Genomic DNA, 17,079 nt, shown 5'->3' on the forward strand with positions numbered 1-17,079 from the left:
TTCGAAGGCGTACGATGCAGACGCGTGGCTCCGGCCAGGCGCTGGCGGCTCCGCCGGAGCCTCGACGGAGACCTCGGACAGGAGGCCATGGGCCAGCCCCTCCCGAAGGAGCTCAAGACACGCCGCGAGCGGCCTGTCCACGGCCTCCGACAGGGTCTGCAGATCGAAGCGCATGCCGAACCACGCTGCGGCAGACAGCAGCCTCGCCGCGTCGGGACCGAGGTTCTCGAGGCGCTCCGCCATCAACGCGCCGACATTGTCGCAAGCGGGGTGCGCCTCCGCGCGCTGCAAATCAGCGGACCATCGGCCGCGCTCGACCTCCAGGCGCAGGATGCCCCGTCGATGCAAGGAAACGAGCAGCTGACCGATGAAGAACGGGTTACCGTCGGTCTTGCGCCTCACGATCTCCGCGAGCCCGCGGGCTTCAGCGACAGGCGCGCGCAGCGAGCGAGCCACGATCTCCGCGACCGCCTCGGAGGACAGCGGCCCGAGCGGCAATGTCAGCACGACCTTCTTCGCCCGGCGCAACGCTCTCTGCAGGTTCAGGAGCGTCGGTACGTCGCTGACATCACCGCCGCGGAGCGCGGCCAGCACCATCACGTGACTCGAGTCGGGGTTCGTCAAAATGGCAGACAGCACCTCGGCAGAGGCGGCGTCGAGCCACTGAGAATCGTCGAGGACGAGGGCGAGGGGACGCTCCGGCGTGGCGAAGATACGGATGAAGGAGACGAAGACATGCTGCAACCGGCGCTGCGCCTCGATGGGATTCAACGCGACGATGGACGTGGAGGGACCGGTGACGCAGGAGAGCGCCGGCACCAGCTCGGTCATCATGCCTGCGTTGTGCCCCAGCGCTGCGGTCACGCGCTGCCGCAGCTCCGTCAGCTCGGCTTCGGAGAGCGACAGCAGGTCCCCTGCCAGGCGTCGTAGCACCTGCGCCAACCCAGACAGCGGCACTGCCTGAGCTCGCTCTTCGAACGCCGTCGACAGCAGGCGCGCCGGCGCTCCGCCGTGCCGTTGCAGGAACTCCGCGAGTACGGCGGACTTTCCGGCGCCCGCGGCTCCTGGCATGAGCACGAGCAGCCTCTTGCCGGAGCACACGTCGCGGAGGGCGCCTCCCAGCGCCGACAGCTCGGCGTCGCGTCCTTGCACGTCTCGGCTGACCGTGAATCGACTGGAAACGTCGTTCACCCCCAGGACCAGGGCAGGGAGGGTCTGCGTTCGCCGGAAGCTCTCACAGAGCGTGGTCAGGTCGCTCAGCAGCCCGTGGTCGCTCTGGTAGCGCTCGTCAGGATTCTTCGCGAGCAGCTTGGACACGAGCTGTGCGAGGACTGGCGGCATGTCGGGCGACAACTCCGTGACGAGCGGAGCGCGCTTGGACACGTGCGCGTGAGCCCAGCCGATGGCATCGCTCGCCGCGAACGGCAGCTGGCCCGTCAGCATCTGGAAGAGCGTGACGCCCAGAGAATAGTAGTCTGCTCGGTGATCGGGGCGGCGGTTGAGGCGGCCCGTCCGCTCCGGCGCGACGTGGGCGAGTGAGGGCGCGGGCTCGCAAGCGGCGCCGCCTGCCGCGTCCTCGGAGACTGCCAGGAGATCGGCAAACTCGACGCGTCGAGTCTCGAGGTTGACCAGAAAGCTGCCATGGCTCACGTCCTCATGAAGCAGCCCCTGCTCGTGCAAGCGATGCAGCAAGCGAGACATGCCGAGCGCGAGCTCCAGGCACGTTCCGACCTCCAGACCCTTCGCGGGGATCTCGAGCGGTGCGCCTCCGAAGTCCTCGACGATGAGCGAAAGCTCGCCGTCCACCTCGCGCACGTCGCCGTCGATCGCGAGCGTGCCGACTCGACGCCACATCTGCAGCTCGAGCTCCAAGACCCGGCGCGGCTGAGCGACCTCGTGCCGGAGCGAGTGCAGCAGCGCGCTCGCGCCGGAGGTCGCGCGGCGCGCGCGCCGCCAGATGCTGCGCGGCAATACGGCCACGGTCTCCGTGATCTGATAAGCGTCCTCACCGAGGTGCGCTTGACTGTTTCGGTTCATTGATCTGCGCCCCGCTCGCTTTCGTCGGCCGACGCTGGTTCTGCGTGTGCTCGAGAACGGCGCTCCCCCTGAGCGCTGACGGAACCACAGCGCTTCGCGACCCCCTGCCGGGAGCCGCTCACCCGCTGCGCCCCCGTCCTCTCCCGCTCTCCTCCTGGCGCCCAGTGCTAGCCCTGGCGCCTCCCGAGGGAGAAGGGTCGGCGGCGCGCTCTGGCCTAACGACGAGAACTCGACGAACCAACGCAGGGAGAAGGAAATCCAAAGCCTTCCGAAACGTCAAGCGCCAACTGCGGGACGTCGCCCCGGTCGGCAGCGCATTCGTCGCTGCGATCTGGCACACACGCACGAAAAATCGATGCCATATTAACGACTTAACCCATGGGTCGAAGGACGCCGCCGTCACTCCACAGCCTGCGGGAGCTCGTGCCTGCCGTGCGCTCGGGCTCCGTGTGCCGGGGGGGGTCGAGCGCGGAGAGCGCGCCGAGCCAGCCGAAGTGCTCCTCGGGGACCGGACTCGACCGGCAGGTCGTTCGCCGCTGCGCGACATCCGCGCGCTGAAGCAGAAGGCGGCGGCCTTCCAGGATGAGCTCGCTTTAGAAGTCCTTGTAGTCGACCTTCATCTGATCGTAGGGCGCGATCATGCTCTCGATGACATCGCCGCTCGGCGAGAAGATGCGCTCGTGCCACTCGGTCGGCTCCCAGATGAAGGTGCCGAGCCCGCGCTTGTCCGGGAGGTTGAACATCAGGTCGTTGGCGGCGCGCTTCTCCCACGAATACTCCGCCACCGCGAACTTCAGGTCGGGATAGCGCTTCACGAGATCATCGAAGTTCGCCTTCCACCCCGAGGGCGGCCCCTGGTACTCGGTGTAACAGGACTGGCCGAGCACATCGAACTTGACGCCCTGCCCGCGCACGCCGTCGACCCACCAGCGCGTCGCCGCGTTGTCGTCGCAGCGGTCGAGGTGCAGCATGACGGTGATCGTGTCGTCGGCGTCCTTGACGCCCTGGATCCCGGCTTTCAGGAGCGAGCCCAGCCCCTGGAACGCCTGCCCGGTGACGAAGCCGTCAGGCCACAGCAGCCCCTGCGGGATCTCGTTGCCGATCTGGACCATGTCCGGCCGCGCGCCGGCGGCGCTCAGCTGCTCGATCGCGTCCCGCGTGAACTCGCGCATGGCGCTCGCCAGCGCGTCGCCCTCGAGATCGGTCCAGGCGACGGGCTTGTGTTGATCGTCGGGGTCGGCCCACACGTCGCTGTAGTGAAAGTCGAGCAGGAAGCCCATGTTCGCTCGCTTCACGCGCCGCGCCATCTCGATCGTGTGCTCGAGATCGCAGAAGCCCTCTGGCGAGTAGGGGTCGTCGTCGACGGCCGCGTCGGCGTACACCGCCGTGGGGTCATTGAACAGGCGCAGGCGGATCCAGTTGAACCCGTGCGCCTTCAGGATCTCGAGGATGTCCTTCTCGACGAGCTCACCCGTCCGCGGGTCGATGTCGCGGAACACCTTGCCTCCGGCCTCGCGCTCCTGCACCCAGGAGATGTCCGCGCCGAGGATGAAGCCCTGGGGCGCGCCCGGCGTCCCGTCGCCTCCGCTCCCGCCCGTGCCCGCGCCGCCCGCGCCCGCGCCGCCGGTGCTCGCGGACGTGCCACCCGCGCCGGCTCCGCTGCCGCTCGTGCTGCCGCTCGCGCCGCCCGCTCCGCTCCCCGTGGACGCCTCGGCGCCCGTCGACGCAGCCTGACCGGCGCCGCCCCCGCCGGCCGCCCCGGCCCCCGAGCTCTCACCGCACGCGGCGAGCGCCGGAAGCAGCGCCATCACACCCATCCATCCCAGCTTCTGTCGCAGCATCCCTGACCCCGGCGAGGATCCTACCATTGGCCATTCGCGCGATCACGGCGCACGAAGAGGGCGCGCTCGCGATCGCGGCGCCGCCGGTAGAAAGATCCGCTGTCGACAGGCCTGCCGCAGCGGCTGGAGAGATGCAGCTGATGCCGCTGAGCTCACGCTATCTCAAAGAAGCGCCCGCGTCTGGGCGCATCAATGGCGAGGGCCCGCCGCACAGCCTGTGCGCGGCGGGCCCTCGGACTGCTCACAGACGATGTGTTACTGCTGCTCCGGCCCCTTGCCCATCCAGTAGCTCTCGGGCGGACCCAGGAGGCTCTCCTTCACGCCACCGGCGTCCACCACGATCTTGTGGACGACCACGCCCGGGTGGACCATCCACACCTTCAGCGTATGGTCACCCGCCGCAGCGATCGTGTGCTTGGTGCGCATGATGTTGGCGTTGTCCGAGGTGTGCCGCTCCCAGATCTTGTTGCCGTTGCCGTTGAGCTCGACGGCGTAGCTCGTGTTGACCTTCTGGATCGGACCGTCGTCGAACGACACCGCGTACTGCAGGCCATCGGCCCAGTTCTGGAAGTTGTTCCTGGGCGACACGTAGACATACACGTTCACCGGGCCGCTGCTCGTGAGGTGCATGTCGTACTCGAGGCGAGGCGACTCGGCGCCGGGCACCTGGGTCTCGGCCGTCACCGGGAACGGCGTCACGCCCGACCCCGTGCGCCCGATGTCCGGGAGCACCTTCCACTCGACGTCATCCGTGCCGATCGCGCGGCTGTAGTGATCGGCTTCCATCGACACATAGCCGTTCGCCTCGATGAAGCGGTTCGGCTTCCACGCGACCTGCCGCGGATCCTCGACGCGGGCGATGACCTCCACCGAGCTCCCGTCCGAGCCGGTGACCGTGATCGGGACATCGACCGGGAACGTCTGGTTCGTGGGGATCATGACCCAGTCCACCCTCACCGTCGCGCGCACCTCCTTGTCGACGATACCGTGGCTCGGATAGACGTTCAGCCACGGCGGGCACGGCGTGTTCGCGGCCCAGCCGGAGGGGCACTCGACCGGGAGAGCGACGTCGATCGTGTACTCGAGCGGCGCGCTGCCGCGGTTGAACACCTCGATGTACTGCTCGGGCTGCGTCTGATACCGGCTGAACGCCGGCAGCACGGGGGTCGCGGCGCTCCCGTCGCCTGCCCCGTCGGCCGTCCAGAAGTTGCTCGATCCGTCGATCGCCACGCCGAGCTCCGCCGCCGCGGGGACATCGATCGAGACGAGCTCGGGCCAGATGAACTCCTGGATGTTGTTGTACTGGTACTCGGGCTGCTGCCAGGACGGGTTCCCCGGCGCGCCGTAACCGATGTGCGGCTGCGTCTGGAACCCTTCCCACTTCCCGCTGGCGAGATCGTGGTTGTAGTAGGAGGCGAGCGCCAGATCGTCCTGGAGCCGCGCCTCCGCGACGGCCGCCAGGTCGTTCGTGGCCGCGCGCCCCTGCGCCGCGTAGAGCTTGTTCTTGAACCCTGCCAGGCGCAGCGCGTACAGGTTGGCTGTCGCCTTCACCTGGTAGAGCACGAGCTGGAAGTAGGCGTCCTGCGCCTCCTCCGGCAGGAGCCTCGCCGCGAACTCCGCCTGCGAGGCCAGCGCCTCCCACTCCTCCGTGACGCTCTCGAGCTCGCGGTAGTTCGTGAGGCTGAACGGGCTCGCGCCGTCGTCGTACGTGACCGCGGCCGTGTCGGGATCCGGGACGTCGGTCGTGGGCGCGCTGACCAGGAGATCGTAATCGACGGTGATCTTCCGGTTGGTCAGCTCCGGCTTGCGATCCGACTGCAGCAGCGAGTAGCTGTGCAGGATGTCGGCGATGATGTCCGCGTGCTCGGAGCCGAACTGCTGCTCGGTCCACCGCCGCTCCCAGTCGCCGATGCGCTCGACCGGCCAGCGATCCGGGTTCCACGCGTAGTCGAGGAAGAACTGGAGCGGCTGCTCCTCGTTCTTAAAGTCTCCGACGTTGACGACCCAGAGCCGATCCACGCCGTAGTTGTAGGCGAGGTGGAGCTGCTCCCAGACGTTGGGCAGGAGGATCGTGTCGACCCACTTGTAGTTACGGCCGCCGCCGACGTAGTCGAAGTGGTAGTAGAGGCCGTAGCCGCCGGCCCGCTTCTCGCTGGGCTTCGGCAGGCGCTTCATGTTGGACCAGTTGTCGTCGCAATAGACCACCGTGACGTCGTCCGGCACGGTGATGCCGGCGTCCCAGTAGCCCTGGATCTCCTTGTACAGCGTCCAGACCTGGGGGATGGTCGTCACGTCCTGCCCCGTCACGTCCTCGAGGATCTTCCGCTGGGCCGCGACGATATTCTGCATGAGCGGGATGCCGTCCGCCGGGGGCAGGCTGACGTCGCCGGGGCCGCGCATGCCGAGCGTGACGACGCCCTCGATCTTCTGGTCGACCATCCGCTGGATGCCCTTGGTCCAGTGCTTCTTCAGCGCCTCGGAGTTCACCGAGAAGCGCCACTCGCCGGTGCCGCCGTACGGATCGTTCCCTGGCTTGGTGATGGTGCCTGCCGCATCCCTCTGCGCCGCGACCACGTGGCGATTCCACTCCTCGATACCCTGCATCATCGGGGCCTCGTGCGAGGTCCCCATCACGACGCCGTACCGCGTGGCCGTCGCGTGGTTCTCCGGGTCGTCCTCGCCGAACGCACGGCCCCAGACGGCGGGCCAGATGTAGTTCGCCTTCATGCGGAGCGCGACCTCGAAGATCTTCTCCCAGTAAAGGTGGTTGAGCCCTCCGGGGAAGCCCTCCGCCTTGCCCGGCCCGAACATCTTCGCCGCCCAGTTGCCCGTCGCCGGGTTCTCGTCGTTGATGAAGAACCCACGGTACTTCACCTTCGGCTCGCCCTGGGTGTGCTGCCCGGGGAGCACGAACAGCGCCTGCTTCTTCTGCACCGGGACGTCGTCCCACCAGTACAGGGGCGACACGCCGATCTGCGAGGAGAGGTCGTACGCGCCGAAGATGGTGCCGCGCTGGTCGCTGCCCGCGATGACGAGCGCTCGGTCCACGCCCTCGATCGGCTGCTCGACGATCTGCGTGACGAACGTCTCCCACTTCCCGGTCAAGCCCGAGACATCGAGCCTGTCGCCCTCCACCAGCTGATCGATGATCGGGCTCTTGCCCACCGTCCCGACGAGGACCACTTCCTTCGCCGACGCCGGGATCTCGTGGCTGACGGCGGCGGCGGTGCCGGTCACCCGCTGGATGTCCGCCGCGAGGTCGTCCACGACGCGGTTCACGCCCGCATAATCGCTCTCGCTGACGACCAGCGGAGCGACCTTGCCGCCCACGGCGAGGGCGAAGCGACCCGCTCCACCCTCGGTTGAAACGTACTTCTCCAGGGAGCCCGTCACCGGGTCGACCGGCGACACCGGCGTCTCGCCGGGCGGGCCCTGCGGCCCCGGCTCGCCCGGCTCACCGGGCGCGCCCGGCTCCCCCGGATCGCCCGGATCACCCTTCGCTCCATCCGACCCGCAGGCGGCCAGCGAAGCGAGCGACATGGGGAGCAGCAAGCAGAGTAGCGAGGATCCGATTCGACCCTTCCTGATGGCCATGCGTGCGTAACTCATAACGGTGTTTCCCTCGTTGATGCGGCTGACCGGCGTCGTCGACGCGCCCGCGCTGGACACGGGCCGTGACCTCCGGCGCTGAGGCCGGGCGCTCCTATGCAATCGTCCAAATCCATGCGGCGATCCGCGCGATCGCGACCGTGATCCCGGTGATCACGAGGCGCTGTTCCGAGCGATCACGCCGCGGCGATCCCGGTGATCACCACGGCGCGACAGATGAAGCTCGGAGGCGGCGTACGCCTTCTCTGCACAAGTTGGCTGGGTGTCACCCAGGTTGCACCTCGCTGGTGTGGCCCGGGAGAATTCCCGCAGCGCGCTGATCTGATCACGCAATCGCCTCGATTTTTCGGGTCGGCATCCATTTTCGTCGTCGCGGCGCGCGGGTGGATGCCGTCATGCATCGAGGTGGCTGTTGCACGGCGCGCGCGTCCCCTGGCTTACCGCAGCGGTGATGAGTGACAGTGTTTATGAAGTTCCGCTCGTCGATGGGGAAGAAGGCGTTGTTTCGGTAAACGATGTTTCCCTGAGCCTCTGCAACCGTCGAGAGCGACGCCGCAACGACATTCAAAACGCCAAGTTGCCGCATCAGCCACGCTGCCTCGAAGTGAACAAGAATAAGTAATGCTCGTTACAAATAAACCAAGAGAGGGGTATAGCCAGGCTGGCCCGTTCCGCCGCGATACTGCTTCGAGAACAGCGCCATTGCAAGAGGGGGCTTTCGGGCGCTCCAACAGACCTTCGAGGCACGGGGTTTGTGTCATCATGTGCCGTGGTGGTGACCCATCGTGGCCCCTTTGTGCCATCGTGGGTCGCTGGCAAGAGCTGAAGGCGGCGCGTCCATGTCGCGGCGCCGCGGGTTGCGACGTCGTCGCCCCGGCGCTGTGGGCCTGCGGATGGTTGCTGGAGCCGCGGAGCGCCACGGCGCCGCCGCGATGCGAGGACGGTGTGGCGCGCCGTTTGCTCTGCGCCATGCCTGGCACAGTCTCCACAGACTCGTCGAAAGGGCAATACCATGAGAGCACATCGCGTCATTCAAGGAGCGCTCCTGCTGGCAGCGGCGCAGCTTCCTTTCATCATCGCTTGCGCGCCCGTCGTCGAGGGCTCGGACGGCGCCGAGACCGAGGCGGAGCCGGACAGGGGCGACGACACGGATCCCGGACCGGAGTCGTCCGACACCACGTCGGGCGGCGGCGCGGACGTGCCTGATCCGGCCCTGGATCTCTTCGCTTGCGGCTTCGAGTTGAGCTGTGAGCGGGTCGTCGTGCACATCTCTCCGATCCCGCCAGAGGCGCTCACGTGCGCGGCCAAGCTCGTCATCGGCGGCAGCACGGGCGTCCTCAGCTCGCTGCTCACGCCTGGCCCGTACATCGACGAGACCGAATCGCTGATTTTGGTGCTGGGCGACGGCACCGCGCTGGTGCAGACCCGCGAGAGGCACTGCGGGCGCGAAGGGATGGAGTGCGGGCCGACGCCGGTGTGGGAGGCGCCGTCGCCGCATCAGATCTGCGACCTCGTCGTCTCCCCGGACGTCGAAGCAGCGTGCGAGGAGGACGCCGAGGGGTGCGGCTGGAGGCCGTGGGCTGACCTGGCGAACTGCCGGGCCGTCGAGGAGCACACCTGCGAGGACGTCGCCGCCCTGCTCGCGGCCAGGTGATCGCGACGGGGCGCGCCGACCGCGAGCCGCCGAGCTCGCGGGCAGCGACAGGCAGATCCTGCTTCAGAACGGCCAGATCGTCTGTTCCAGCTCGGAGAGCGAGGAGACCTGGGACTCCCATCCTTCGAGCCTGAGCTGGAACCTGAGGTGGCTGTACCTGTGCAGCAGCGCGAGGGCCATCAGCTTGCGACTCAGCGCTGGGCCCAGGTCGGCAGGCGGGTATCCGTAGGCGCCGAGGATGGCGCGCTGGAGGTCCGCGCTGCCGGCTGCCAGGAAGAGGCACGGGCCCAGGAGATCGTACTCGGGTGCTCCGAGGCACGCGTCCGCGAAGTCGATCATGCCGGTGACGCGCCACCTCCCGTCCGCTCGGGTCACGAGGAGGTTCTGCGGGGTGTATTCGCCGGTCAGCAGGACCGGGACCACGGACCTCGGCAGGAGGGCGTGGGCAGACTCGAGGTAAGCCGGGATCTGCGAGGCGAGGCGCTCGGGCAAGCCCATCCGCCGGTGCCGGCTCTCGCATCCGGCGATCTGGCGCTCCAGGAACGCATCCCAGCCGAGATCGATGCTCTCCAGTCCAGCGGTGGGCAGCGCGTGGGCGGCCCTCATGATCTCGCCGATGCGGGCGAGCGCCTCGGCGCGCTCAGCGCCGCTCATCGCGGGCCAGGCCTCTTCGAGCGTGCGCCCCGGGAGGCGCGATATCACGAGGTAGGGCCAGCCTTCGAGCTCCGCTTGCCAGAGGAGCTCCGGCGTGGCCACGGGGACGGTCCCGTGGAAGCGCCCCAGCGAGAGGCGCTCGGCCTCGAACTGGTGCCGGAGGAAGGGCGGGAACAGCTTGATGATCTGGCCTGCGTCGTTCGAGACGACCACGTTGGTCCCGTGCGCGAAGGCGGAGAGCCCGCCCGACGAGAGCCCGTGGCGCTCGCACACGACGCGGATCGCCGGGAGAAAGGCCGGGAGGTCGGCGCGGATCCGGTCGAAGCCGGCGGGGCCGTCGAACGACGGGAACAGGGATCGATCGCCAGGGGGCGCGCTGTGATCGGGCGGCATCGAGGCGGCGGGTACCGTAACCCGCGCGCGCCGGCGCGGCCATCGCGGAATCGGACCGCGCGCGCTCGTGGTGAGCTTGGGCCGCGGGCCCTGCGCGAACAGGGAGATCTGGTGGCGGGGCCCGAGCCGTCGGATAATCCTCTGCGGGAAGCGTCGTCTGTGTATCCGGCATTGAAGGCCGGCAGCGCACGGCGAAGGCGGCGCGGGGCTCGCGGCGCTGGCCGCTCGGCCCAGGTCCAGTATGCTCCCGGGCCGCCGTGAGACCCTGCCCGCCGTCATGCCGCTGATCGTCGTCGAGGACCTGCGCAAGGCGTACCGGGTGGCCGAGCGCCGGCCGGGCGCCCTGGGAGCGCTCGCCGGGCTCGTGCGCCCGCGCTACCGCGCCGTCGACGCGCTCGCGGGCGTCTCGTTCTCGCTCGAGCGGGGCGAGCTCGTCGGGTACATCGGGCCGAACGGCGCCGGCAAGTCGACGACGGTCAAGATCCTGGCGGGCATCCTCGTGCCGGACTCGGGGCGATGCGAGGTGGCCGGCCGCGTCCCGTGGCGCGAGCGCGTCGCGCACGTGGGGCGGCTCGGCGTCGTGTTCGGCCAGCGCACCCAGCTCCTGTGGGATCTGCCGGTGATCGACTCGTTCGAGCTCCTCCGGGACATCTACCGCGTGGGCGCGGCCGAGCACGCCCGCGCGCGCGACGAGCTCGTCGCGATGCTCGACCTCGGGCCGCTGCTCGACACGCCGGTGCGGCAGCTCAGCCTCGGCCAGCGCATGCGGTGCGATCTCGCGGCCGCGCTGCTCCACGCGCCCGACCTGCTCTTCCTGGACGAGCCCACGATAGGCCTCGACGCCGTCTCGAAGCTCGCTGTGCGCCGCTTCGTGCAGCGGCTCAACCGCGAGCGCGGCGTCACGGTGATCCTGACGACGCACGACATGGATGACATCGAGGCCCTCTGCTCGCGGGTCATCCTCATCGCCGGGGGGCGGGTGCTCTCGGACGGCTCGCTCGAGGCGCTGCGCGCGCAGGTCACCGCGGAGCGCTGGCTCATCGTGGACCTGGCGGACCCCGCGGCGGAGATCGCCGAGCCGCGCGCCGAGGTGATCCGCCGCGAGGGCGCCCGCGTGACGCTGCGCTTCGACCCCGCCGCCATCTCGACGGCCGAGCTGGTCGGGCGCGTCACGGCCCGCTACCCGGTGCGCGACCTCCTGGTGCAGAACCCGCCCATCGACGAGATCGTGGCGCGGCTCTACGGCGAGGGCGGCGAGGCGGGGGCGCCGCCGTGAGCGCGCCGTTCGAGAGCTTTGCGGGCAATTTCGCTGCCTGTGCCGCCGTGTTTCGGGCGCGCTGCCGCGCGCTCCTGCAGTACCGCGCCGCGGCCGCGGCCGGGTTCGGCACGCAGCTGTTCTGGGGGTTCATCAAGGTCATGGTGCTCGAGGCGTTCTACGGGAACGCCATGTCGGGCGCGCCGCCGCCGATGGCGCTCGGGCAGGCGATCACGTACACGTGGCTCGGACAGGCGTTCTTCCAGCTGCTGCCGTTCTCGACGAACCCCGACCCCGAGGTGCGCGAGCTGATCCGCACCGGCGCGGTGGGCTACGAGCTGGCGCGCCCGCTCGATCTCCACGCGCTCTGGCTCGCCCGCGCGCTCGCCGCGCGCGTCGCGCCGACGCTGCTGCGCGCGGTCCCGATGTTCGCGGTCGCGGTGCCGCTCCTCGGGATGGGGCTGCCGCCGTCGCTGGCCGCCGCGGGCGCGTGGGCGGCGGCGATGGTCGGCGCGGCGGCGCTCGTGGGCGCGTTCGCGACGGCGGTGACGTCGACGATGCTGTGGACGACGTCCGGCGACGGGATTGCGCGGATCGTGCCGTCGCTCGTGCTCGTCGCCTCCGGCATGATCGTGCCGCTGCCGCTGTTTCCGCCGTGGATGCTGCCGTGGCTCGATGCGCTGCCGTTCCGGGGCATGGTCGACGCGCCGTTCCGGCTCTACCTCGGGCACCTGCCCGCGGGGGCGCTCCCCGGCGTGCTGCTGCACCAGGCGCTGTGGACCGCCGCGTTCGTGGCGCTCGGCAGGGCGATGGTCGCGCGCGGCCTGCGCCGGCTCGTGGTGCAGGGCGGTTGACGGAGGGGGAACAGACGAGATGTCGCTCGATGCAACGAGGCTTTACCTCCGGCTCGCCGCCGCGTCGCTGCGGGCGCAGATGCAGTATCGCGCGTCGTTCGTGATGTGGTCGGTCGGGCAGTTCATCACGGTGGGCATCGAGCTGCTCGGGGCGTGGGCGCTGTTCGACCGGTTCGGCGCGGTCCGAGGGTGGCGCTTCGCGGAGGTGGCGCTGCTGTTCGGCCTCGTCAACGTCTCGTTCGCGCTCGCCGAGTCGTTCGGCCGCGGGTTCGACACCTTCTCCGCGATGGTGAGGTCGGGCGATTTCGACAGGCTCCTCCTGCGCCCGCGCTCCACGGCGTTCCAGGTCGCCACCGGGGAGTTCCAGTTCCTGCGCGCAGGGCGGCTCGCTGTCGGCCTCGTGATGCTCCTGTGGGCCGGTAGCGCGCTGAGCGTGGGGTGGACAGCGGCCAAGCTGGCGCTGCTCGCCGGCGCGGTTGTCGGCGGCGCCTGCGTGTTCTACGGGCTCCTCGTGCTCCAGGCCACGCTGTGCTTCTGGACGATCGAGTCGCTGGAGATCATGAACGCGTTGACCTATGGCGGCACGGAGGCGGCGCAGTACCCGCTGACCCTGTACCGCGACTGGTTCCGGCGTTTCTTCACGTTCGTCGTGCCGCTCGCGTTCGTGAGCTATATCCCCGCGGGCGCGCTGCTCGATCGCCCCACGGTCCCGGCGCTGCCCGAGGCCGCGCGCTGGGCGTCGCCGCTCGTGGGCGTGGCGTTCCTGCTCGTGTCGCTGCGCATCTGGCGCTTCGGGGAGCGGCGGTACCAGTCCACCGGATCCTAGGTCTCGAGGAGGCGGTCCTTCATGGGCTGGTTCGAGAGAATCTGCGATTGTTCATCACGCTGAGCTGGCACGTGCCCTTGCAGCCCGAGCGAATATCACAGCTCGTATTCTGCGGGCGCATGCTCTCTGCGCAAAAAAAACAGAACGGTGGCGCCCTTCTCCCGCGTGTCCAGCTGGATCTCCATCGGTCCCAGCGATCCGCGGTTCAAGGAAAACTGGAGGAACTTATCGTTGGGAATGCGTGGCCATTCGGGGTGGGTCAGCTTCGCGCGACAAAGGCTGGAAGCACAGACGACATCGTGGACGCTGACCTGTGGACCCAGCTGCTCGGGAATCACCCGTGTGATCACCGGCTCTGTCTCACGACGCCATGTTGGATCAGGCGGCTCGGCGTCGACTCGCGCGCTCAACTTGTCCCAGAACGCGATTCGCGCTTCGTGCAACGAACGCTCCTCTTCCTCGGGCTCGAGCGGCTTGCGCACGTCTATACTATCGAGCTCTTCGCCGTCCCGCTCACCGCTGGTGCGAGGCTGGTCGGACTCGAGAGGGCCGACCGTATCCTCGCCCGCCGAGCCATGCTGCGAACGGATCGCAGCCTTCAATGCCGCGGCTCGCGGACGATGAGCTCCGCGTTTCAGGGCTCCGGGGCGCCGACCGTCCTCCGAAATCAATCCGCCCTCGCGCTCGATCGTCGAGGGAGCTGAAATGCGCCCCAAAACGTATGCGCCTAGCAGCGCTGCTATGCCGGCTAGCAGGATGAACAGCCGGTGCGATCGTCGTTCAATCACTGGTTCCCGCATGGACGCCCCGAGTTCAGGATCTACATGATTCGGATCGGTTGGTTCGAATCAATCTAGTAGACGCGCACGGTCTGGAGGCCAGACGATCCACCTCCTGGAATCAAGCAGCTGACGCCGTATATGTGTGAAGCGCTCTGCGGCGAAACGGTGATCGTGGCGGTTTTTGCCACGCTCCCGGTGAAGGTCCCGGTCCCTGACTCAATGATTGGAGTCTCGCCGAGCCCGTTGCCGTCCTGGTCGTGTGCGTATCCGATGCATATCGTGTTCGCGCCGTTCGTGTCGTTGTTGTCGAACATGCGGACCCGAAAAGTCACCGTTCCTCCGAGTTGATGGTCTACCGGGATTGCGCAATGGACGGTCATTGAATTGCTCGATAGATTCATGATGGCGTTGGTCGCGCGCGATACATCGACGCCATTGACCAGGTGGCACGCGGCGGCGTTCATTGTCGCTCCAGCCGACACGTCGCCCGAGCTCAATAGAAGACCCAATGCGGGGAGGATTGTCAACGTAGCGAGCTTCTTCATGTGTCCGTTCCACTTTCCCAAGGTTGACCAACGATCGGCTTCCCCGAACGTTTGGTATGTATGCTCCAGTACGACGCGCTCATGGTTGTCGCTCTGCGAGGCAGTTTCGGCCCGCGGATTTGTTGATCCTGCAAGGCTCGGCGCGTACGCGACGTTGCGCATGCGCCTCATGTTCGCTCTTCCGAGCGCGATTGCATGTCACGTGCCACATTCGGGAATCGCCAGAGTTCCCCGTAAGCCGCGCCCCGTACGCCAGTCATGAGACTCCTGGCGCGACATGCGGCCCGATCCTGTGTGACATGTCACGGTTCTCGGCGTGACATGTCACGGTTCTCGGTGTGACATGTCACGGTTCTCGGCGTGACATGTCACGGTTCTCGGCGTGACATGTCACGGTTCTCGACACATCGGCCCGCACGCTGTGGAGTGGAGGCGCCCTTTCGATGTGTAGATAAATTGTCGATATGGCGTCGCTCTTTCGGGGCGGCCGAATCGCAGGGGGCATGATGTCCACTGCCATCGGCGGCCACGAAAACCTTGATTGTCGACGCCGTCTGGACGCGCTGTCCTCTGAAGGGATCCTTCTGGCCTGGCGCAGGCGTAGCCAGCAACAGGGGCACAGAGGGGGACGGGGCGAAATAGAAACGAAAATGGCAATGGGTGCGAGGTCGCGGTACCGCAATGTTGCGGCCGCTTGACGCTCGTGCCCGGTGCCTCTATAGCCGCCAAACCCTCGCCGCCCAAGGATCTCAGCATGTCGATCAAGGACTATCTCTCCATCTCATCCGAGGTCAGGAAAGCGCTCGCTGGCGGCCGGCCGGTGGTCGCGCTGGAGTCGACCATCATCACGCACGGCATGCCGTATCCGCAGAACCTCGAGATGGTGCAGCGCGTGGAGGCGGTAGTCCGCCGGAACGGCGCCGTGCCGGCGACGATCGCCATCATGGACGGCAAGCTCGAGGTGGGCGTGAAGGGGGACGATCTCGAGCGGCTGGCCAGGGGGGGCGGCAAGGCGGCCAAGGCCTCGCGGCGCGACGTGGCGGCGCTCCTGGTCCTGGGCGGGATGGCCGGGACGACCGTGGCGACCACGATGATGGCGGCGGCCTGGGCCGGTATCCAGGTGTTCGCCACCGGGGGCATCGGCGGCGTGCATCGCGGGGCGGAGACGACCTTCGACATCTCCGCCGACCTCGAGGAGCTGAGTCAGACGCAGGTGGCGGTGGTCTGCGCGGGGGCCAAGTCGATCCTCGACATTCCCAAGACGCTGGAGACGCTGGAGACCCAGGGCGTTCCGGTCCTGGGCTACAAGACCGAGGATTTCCCGGCCTTCTGGGCGCGGCAGAGCGGGCAGAAGGTGGACCACAGGATCGAGAGCGCCGAGGAAGCGGCCAGGGTCATCGCGCTGCAGTTCGAGCTCGGCATGGGCGGGGTCCTGGTGGCCAACCCGATCCCCGAGAGCCATGCCATGGACGCCAGGGCGATCGAGGCGCGGATCGACGAGGCGATCCGGTGCGCCGAGGCAGAGGGGGTGAGCCGGAAGGACCTGACGCCGTTCCTCTTGAATCGCATCTTCGAGCTCACCGAGGGCAAGAGCCTCATCGCGAACATCGCCCTGGTCGAGAACAACGCGGCGGTGGCGGCGGAGATCGCGGTGGCGATGAGCGAACTCGGGGCCAGGCCCAAGTCGAAGTCGAAGTCGAAGTCGAAAACGAAGTCGAAGGCATGAGCGAGGCCGGCCGCGTGCTCGTGGTGGGCGACGTGATGACGGACGTGATCGTCCGCCCCGAGGGGCCGCTGGTGCGCGGCTCGGACCGGCGCGCCAAGATCGAGAGCCGCCCCGGAGGCTCGGGGGCCAATCAGGCGGTGTGGCTCGGCTCGATGGGAGCGAAGGTGTCGTTCGTCGCCCGGGTCGGAGCCAGGGACAAGCCGCATCTCGAAGCCTATTTCAGGAGCTTCCATGTCGACCCGATCCTCGTGGCCGACCCGCAGAATCCGTCGGGCGTGCTGGTCATCCTCGTCGACGCCGACGGGGAGCGGAGCTTCCTCACCGACCGTGGGGCGAACCTCGCGCTCGAGCCTTCGGACATGCCGGTGGGGCTCCTGGACGAGACGCGGCTGGTGCTCCTCTCGGGTTATTCGCTCTTCGCCGGAGGGCCTCGGCGGGCAGCGCTGCGGCTCGCCGAAGAGGCGCGGCGCCGCGGCGTCCCGATCGCCCTCGACGCCGCGTCCGTGGGCTTCCTGCGGGAGGTGGGGGTCGGGGACTTCCTTGAGTGGACACGAGGGATGTCGACGCTGCTCGCTAATGCCGACGAGGCAGAGGCGCTCTCGGGCGCGGGTGACCTCACAGCGCAGATGATCGCGCTGGGCGCCTATTTCGAGCGGGTGATCATCAAGCGTGGCGCGCGGGGCGCGGCGGTGGGCGGACGGCAGGGCGTGCGCCTCGACGAGCCGGCGCCTCAGGTCGAGGTGGTGGACACGACCGGGGCCGGCGATGCGTTCGCGGCCGGGTTCATCACCGCGGAGCTCCAGGGCGCGCGCGAGGCGGAGTGCCTGCGGCGCGGGATCGAGGCGGGATCGAGGGCGGTGAAACAGCTGGGTGGGCAGCCGGAGCAGACGGCGTGCTGAGCGG

Annotated in this window: 12 protein-coding genes and 1 pseudogene; 7 read left to right on the plus strand and 6 right to left on the minus strand. The window is 68.3% G+C overall.

The window, feature by feature from the left end:
- The first annotated feature begins 367 nt into the window (after positions 1-367).
- A complete protein-coding gene (locus WMF19_RS42175) occupies positions 368-604 on the plus strand; it encodes a hypothetical protein (protein WP_437901787.1) in 237 nt (78 codons plus the stop codon).
- Between the two features lie 47 nt (positions 605-651).
- Here WMF19_RS42175 and WMF19_RS42180 read toward each other — a convergent pair.
- The 3 genes and pseudogenes from WMF19_RS42180 to WMF19_RS42190 form a co-directional block, all read right to left on the minus strand.
- Positions 652-2,037 (minus strand): annotated as a pseudogene (locus WMF19_RS42180) (serine/threonine protein kinase); the annotation flags it as partial.
- 593 nt (positions 2,038-2,630) lie between these two features.
- The gene (locus WMF19_RS42185) at positions 2,631-3,845 is read right to left on the minus strand and encodes a glycosyl hydrolase 53 family protein (RefSeq protein WP_437895536.1); all 1,215 of its coding nucleotides are present in this window, start codon (positions 3,843-3,845) and stop codon (positions 2,631-2,633) included.
- 288 nt (positions 3,846-4,133) lie between these two features.
- Positions 4,134-7,487 (minus strand): glycosyl hydrolase 115 family protein, encoded by a 3,354-nt coding sequence (locus WMF19_RS42190; RefSeq protein ID WP_437895537.1) that lies wholly within the window; start codon positions 7,485-7,487, stop codon positions 4,134-4,136.
- A 1,012-nt stretch (positions 7,488-8,499) separates the two neighbouring features.
- On the opposite strand from WMF19_RS42190, the gene WMF19_RS42195 reads away from it, so the two are divergent.
- On the plus strand, positions 8,500-9,141 hold the full coding sequence (locus tag WMF19_RS42195) for a hypothetical protein (protein WP_437895538.1): 642 nt from the start codon (positions 8,500-8,502) through the stop codon (positions 9,139-9,141).
- 63 nt (positions 9,142-9,204) lie between these two features.
- Here WMF19_RS42195 and WMF19_RS42200 read toward each other — a convergent pair whose 3' ends face one another.
- Positions 9,205-10,188, minus strand: a complete 984-nt coding sequence (locus WMF19_RS42200; RefSeq protein WP_437895539.1) for a phosphotransferase family protein — start codon at positions 10,186-10,188, stop codon at positions 9,205-9,207.
- A gap of 277 nt (positions 10,189-10,465) precedes the next feature.
- Here WMF19_RS42200 and WMF19_RS42205 point away from each other — a divergent pair, with 277 nt between their 5' ends.
- From WMF19_RS42205 to WMF19_RS42215, 3 genes are read left to right on the plus strand one after another with little or no spacing between them, the layout of a single operon-like run.
- Complete coding sequence (locus WMF19_RS42205; protein ID WP_437901733.1) at positions 10,466-11,464, plus strand: ABC transporter ATP-binding protein; 999 nt, start codon at positions 10,466-10,468, stop codon at positions 11,462-11,464.
- Positions 11,461-12,297, plus strand: coding sequence for an ABC transporter permease (locus WMF19_RS42210; protein WP_437895540.1), 837 nt, complete (start codon positions 11,461-11,463; stop codon positions 12,295-12,297). The genes WMF19_RS42205 and WMF19_RS42210 overlap by 4 nt, the downstream gene beginning before the upstream one ends.
- A 19-nt stretch (positions 12,298-12,316) precedes the next feature.
- Positions 12,317-13,123 (plus strand): ABC transporter permease, encoded by an 807-nt coding sequence (locus WMF19_RS42215; protein WP_437895541.1) that lies wholly within the window; start codon positions 12,317-12,319, stop codon positions 13,121-13,123.
- A 95-nt stretch (positions 13,124-13,218) separates the two neighbouring features.
- Here WMF19_RS42215 and WMF19_RS42220 read toward each other — a convergent pair whose 3' ends face one another.
- Both WMF19_RS42220 and WMF19_RS42225 read right to left on the minus strand, forming a co-directional pair.
- Positions 13,219-13,911, minus strand: a complete 693-nt coding sequence (locus tag WMF19_RS42220) for a hypothetical protein (protein ID WP_437895542.1) — start codon at positions 13,909-13,911, stop codon at positions 13,219-13,221.
- Between the two features lie 65 nt (positions 13,912-13,976).
- A complete protein-coding gene (locus WMF19_RS42225) occupies positions 13,977-14,450 on the minus strand; it encodes a hypothetical protein (protein ID WP_437895543.1) in 474 nt (157 codons plus the stop codon).
- A gap of 754 nt (positions 14,451-15,204) precedes the next feature.
- Between WMF19_RS42225 and WMF19_RS42230 the strand changes: the two genes are divergently transcribed.
- Both WMF19_RS42230 and WMF19_RS42235 read left to right on the plus strand, forming a co-directional pair.
- Positions 15,205-16,176, plus strand: coding sequence for a pseudouridine-5'-phosphate glycosidase (locus WMF19_RS42230; protein ID WP_437901734.1), 972 nt, complete (start codon positions 15,205-15,207; stop codon positions 16,174-16,176).
- A complete protein-coding gene (locus WMF19_RS42235; RefSeq protein WP_437895544.1) occupies positions 16,173-17,075 on the plus strand; it encodes a carbohydrate kinase family protein in 903 nt (300 codons plus the stop codon). The genes WMF19_RS42230 and WMF19_RS42235 overlap by 4 nt, the downstream gene beginning before the upstream one ends.
- Positions 17,076-17,079 lie beyond the last annotated feature (4 nt).

Source organism: Sorangium sp. So ce124 (assembly GCF_051525235.1).
GTDB classification, from domain to species: domain Bacteria; phylum Myxococcota_A; class Polyangia; order Polyangiales; family Polyangiaceae; genus Sorangium; species Sorangium atrum.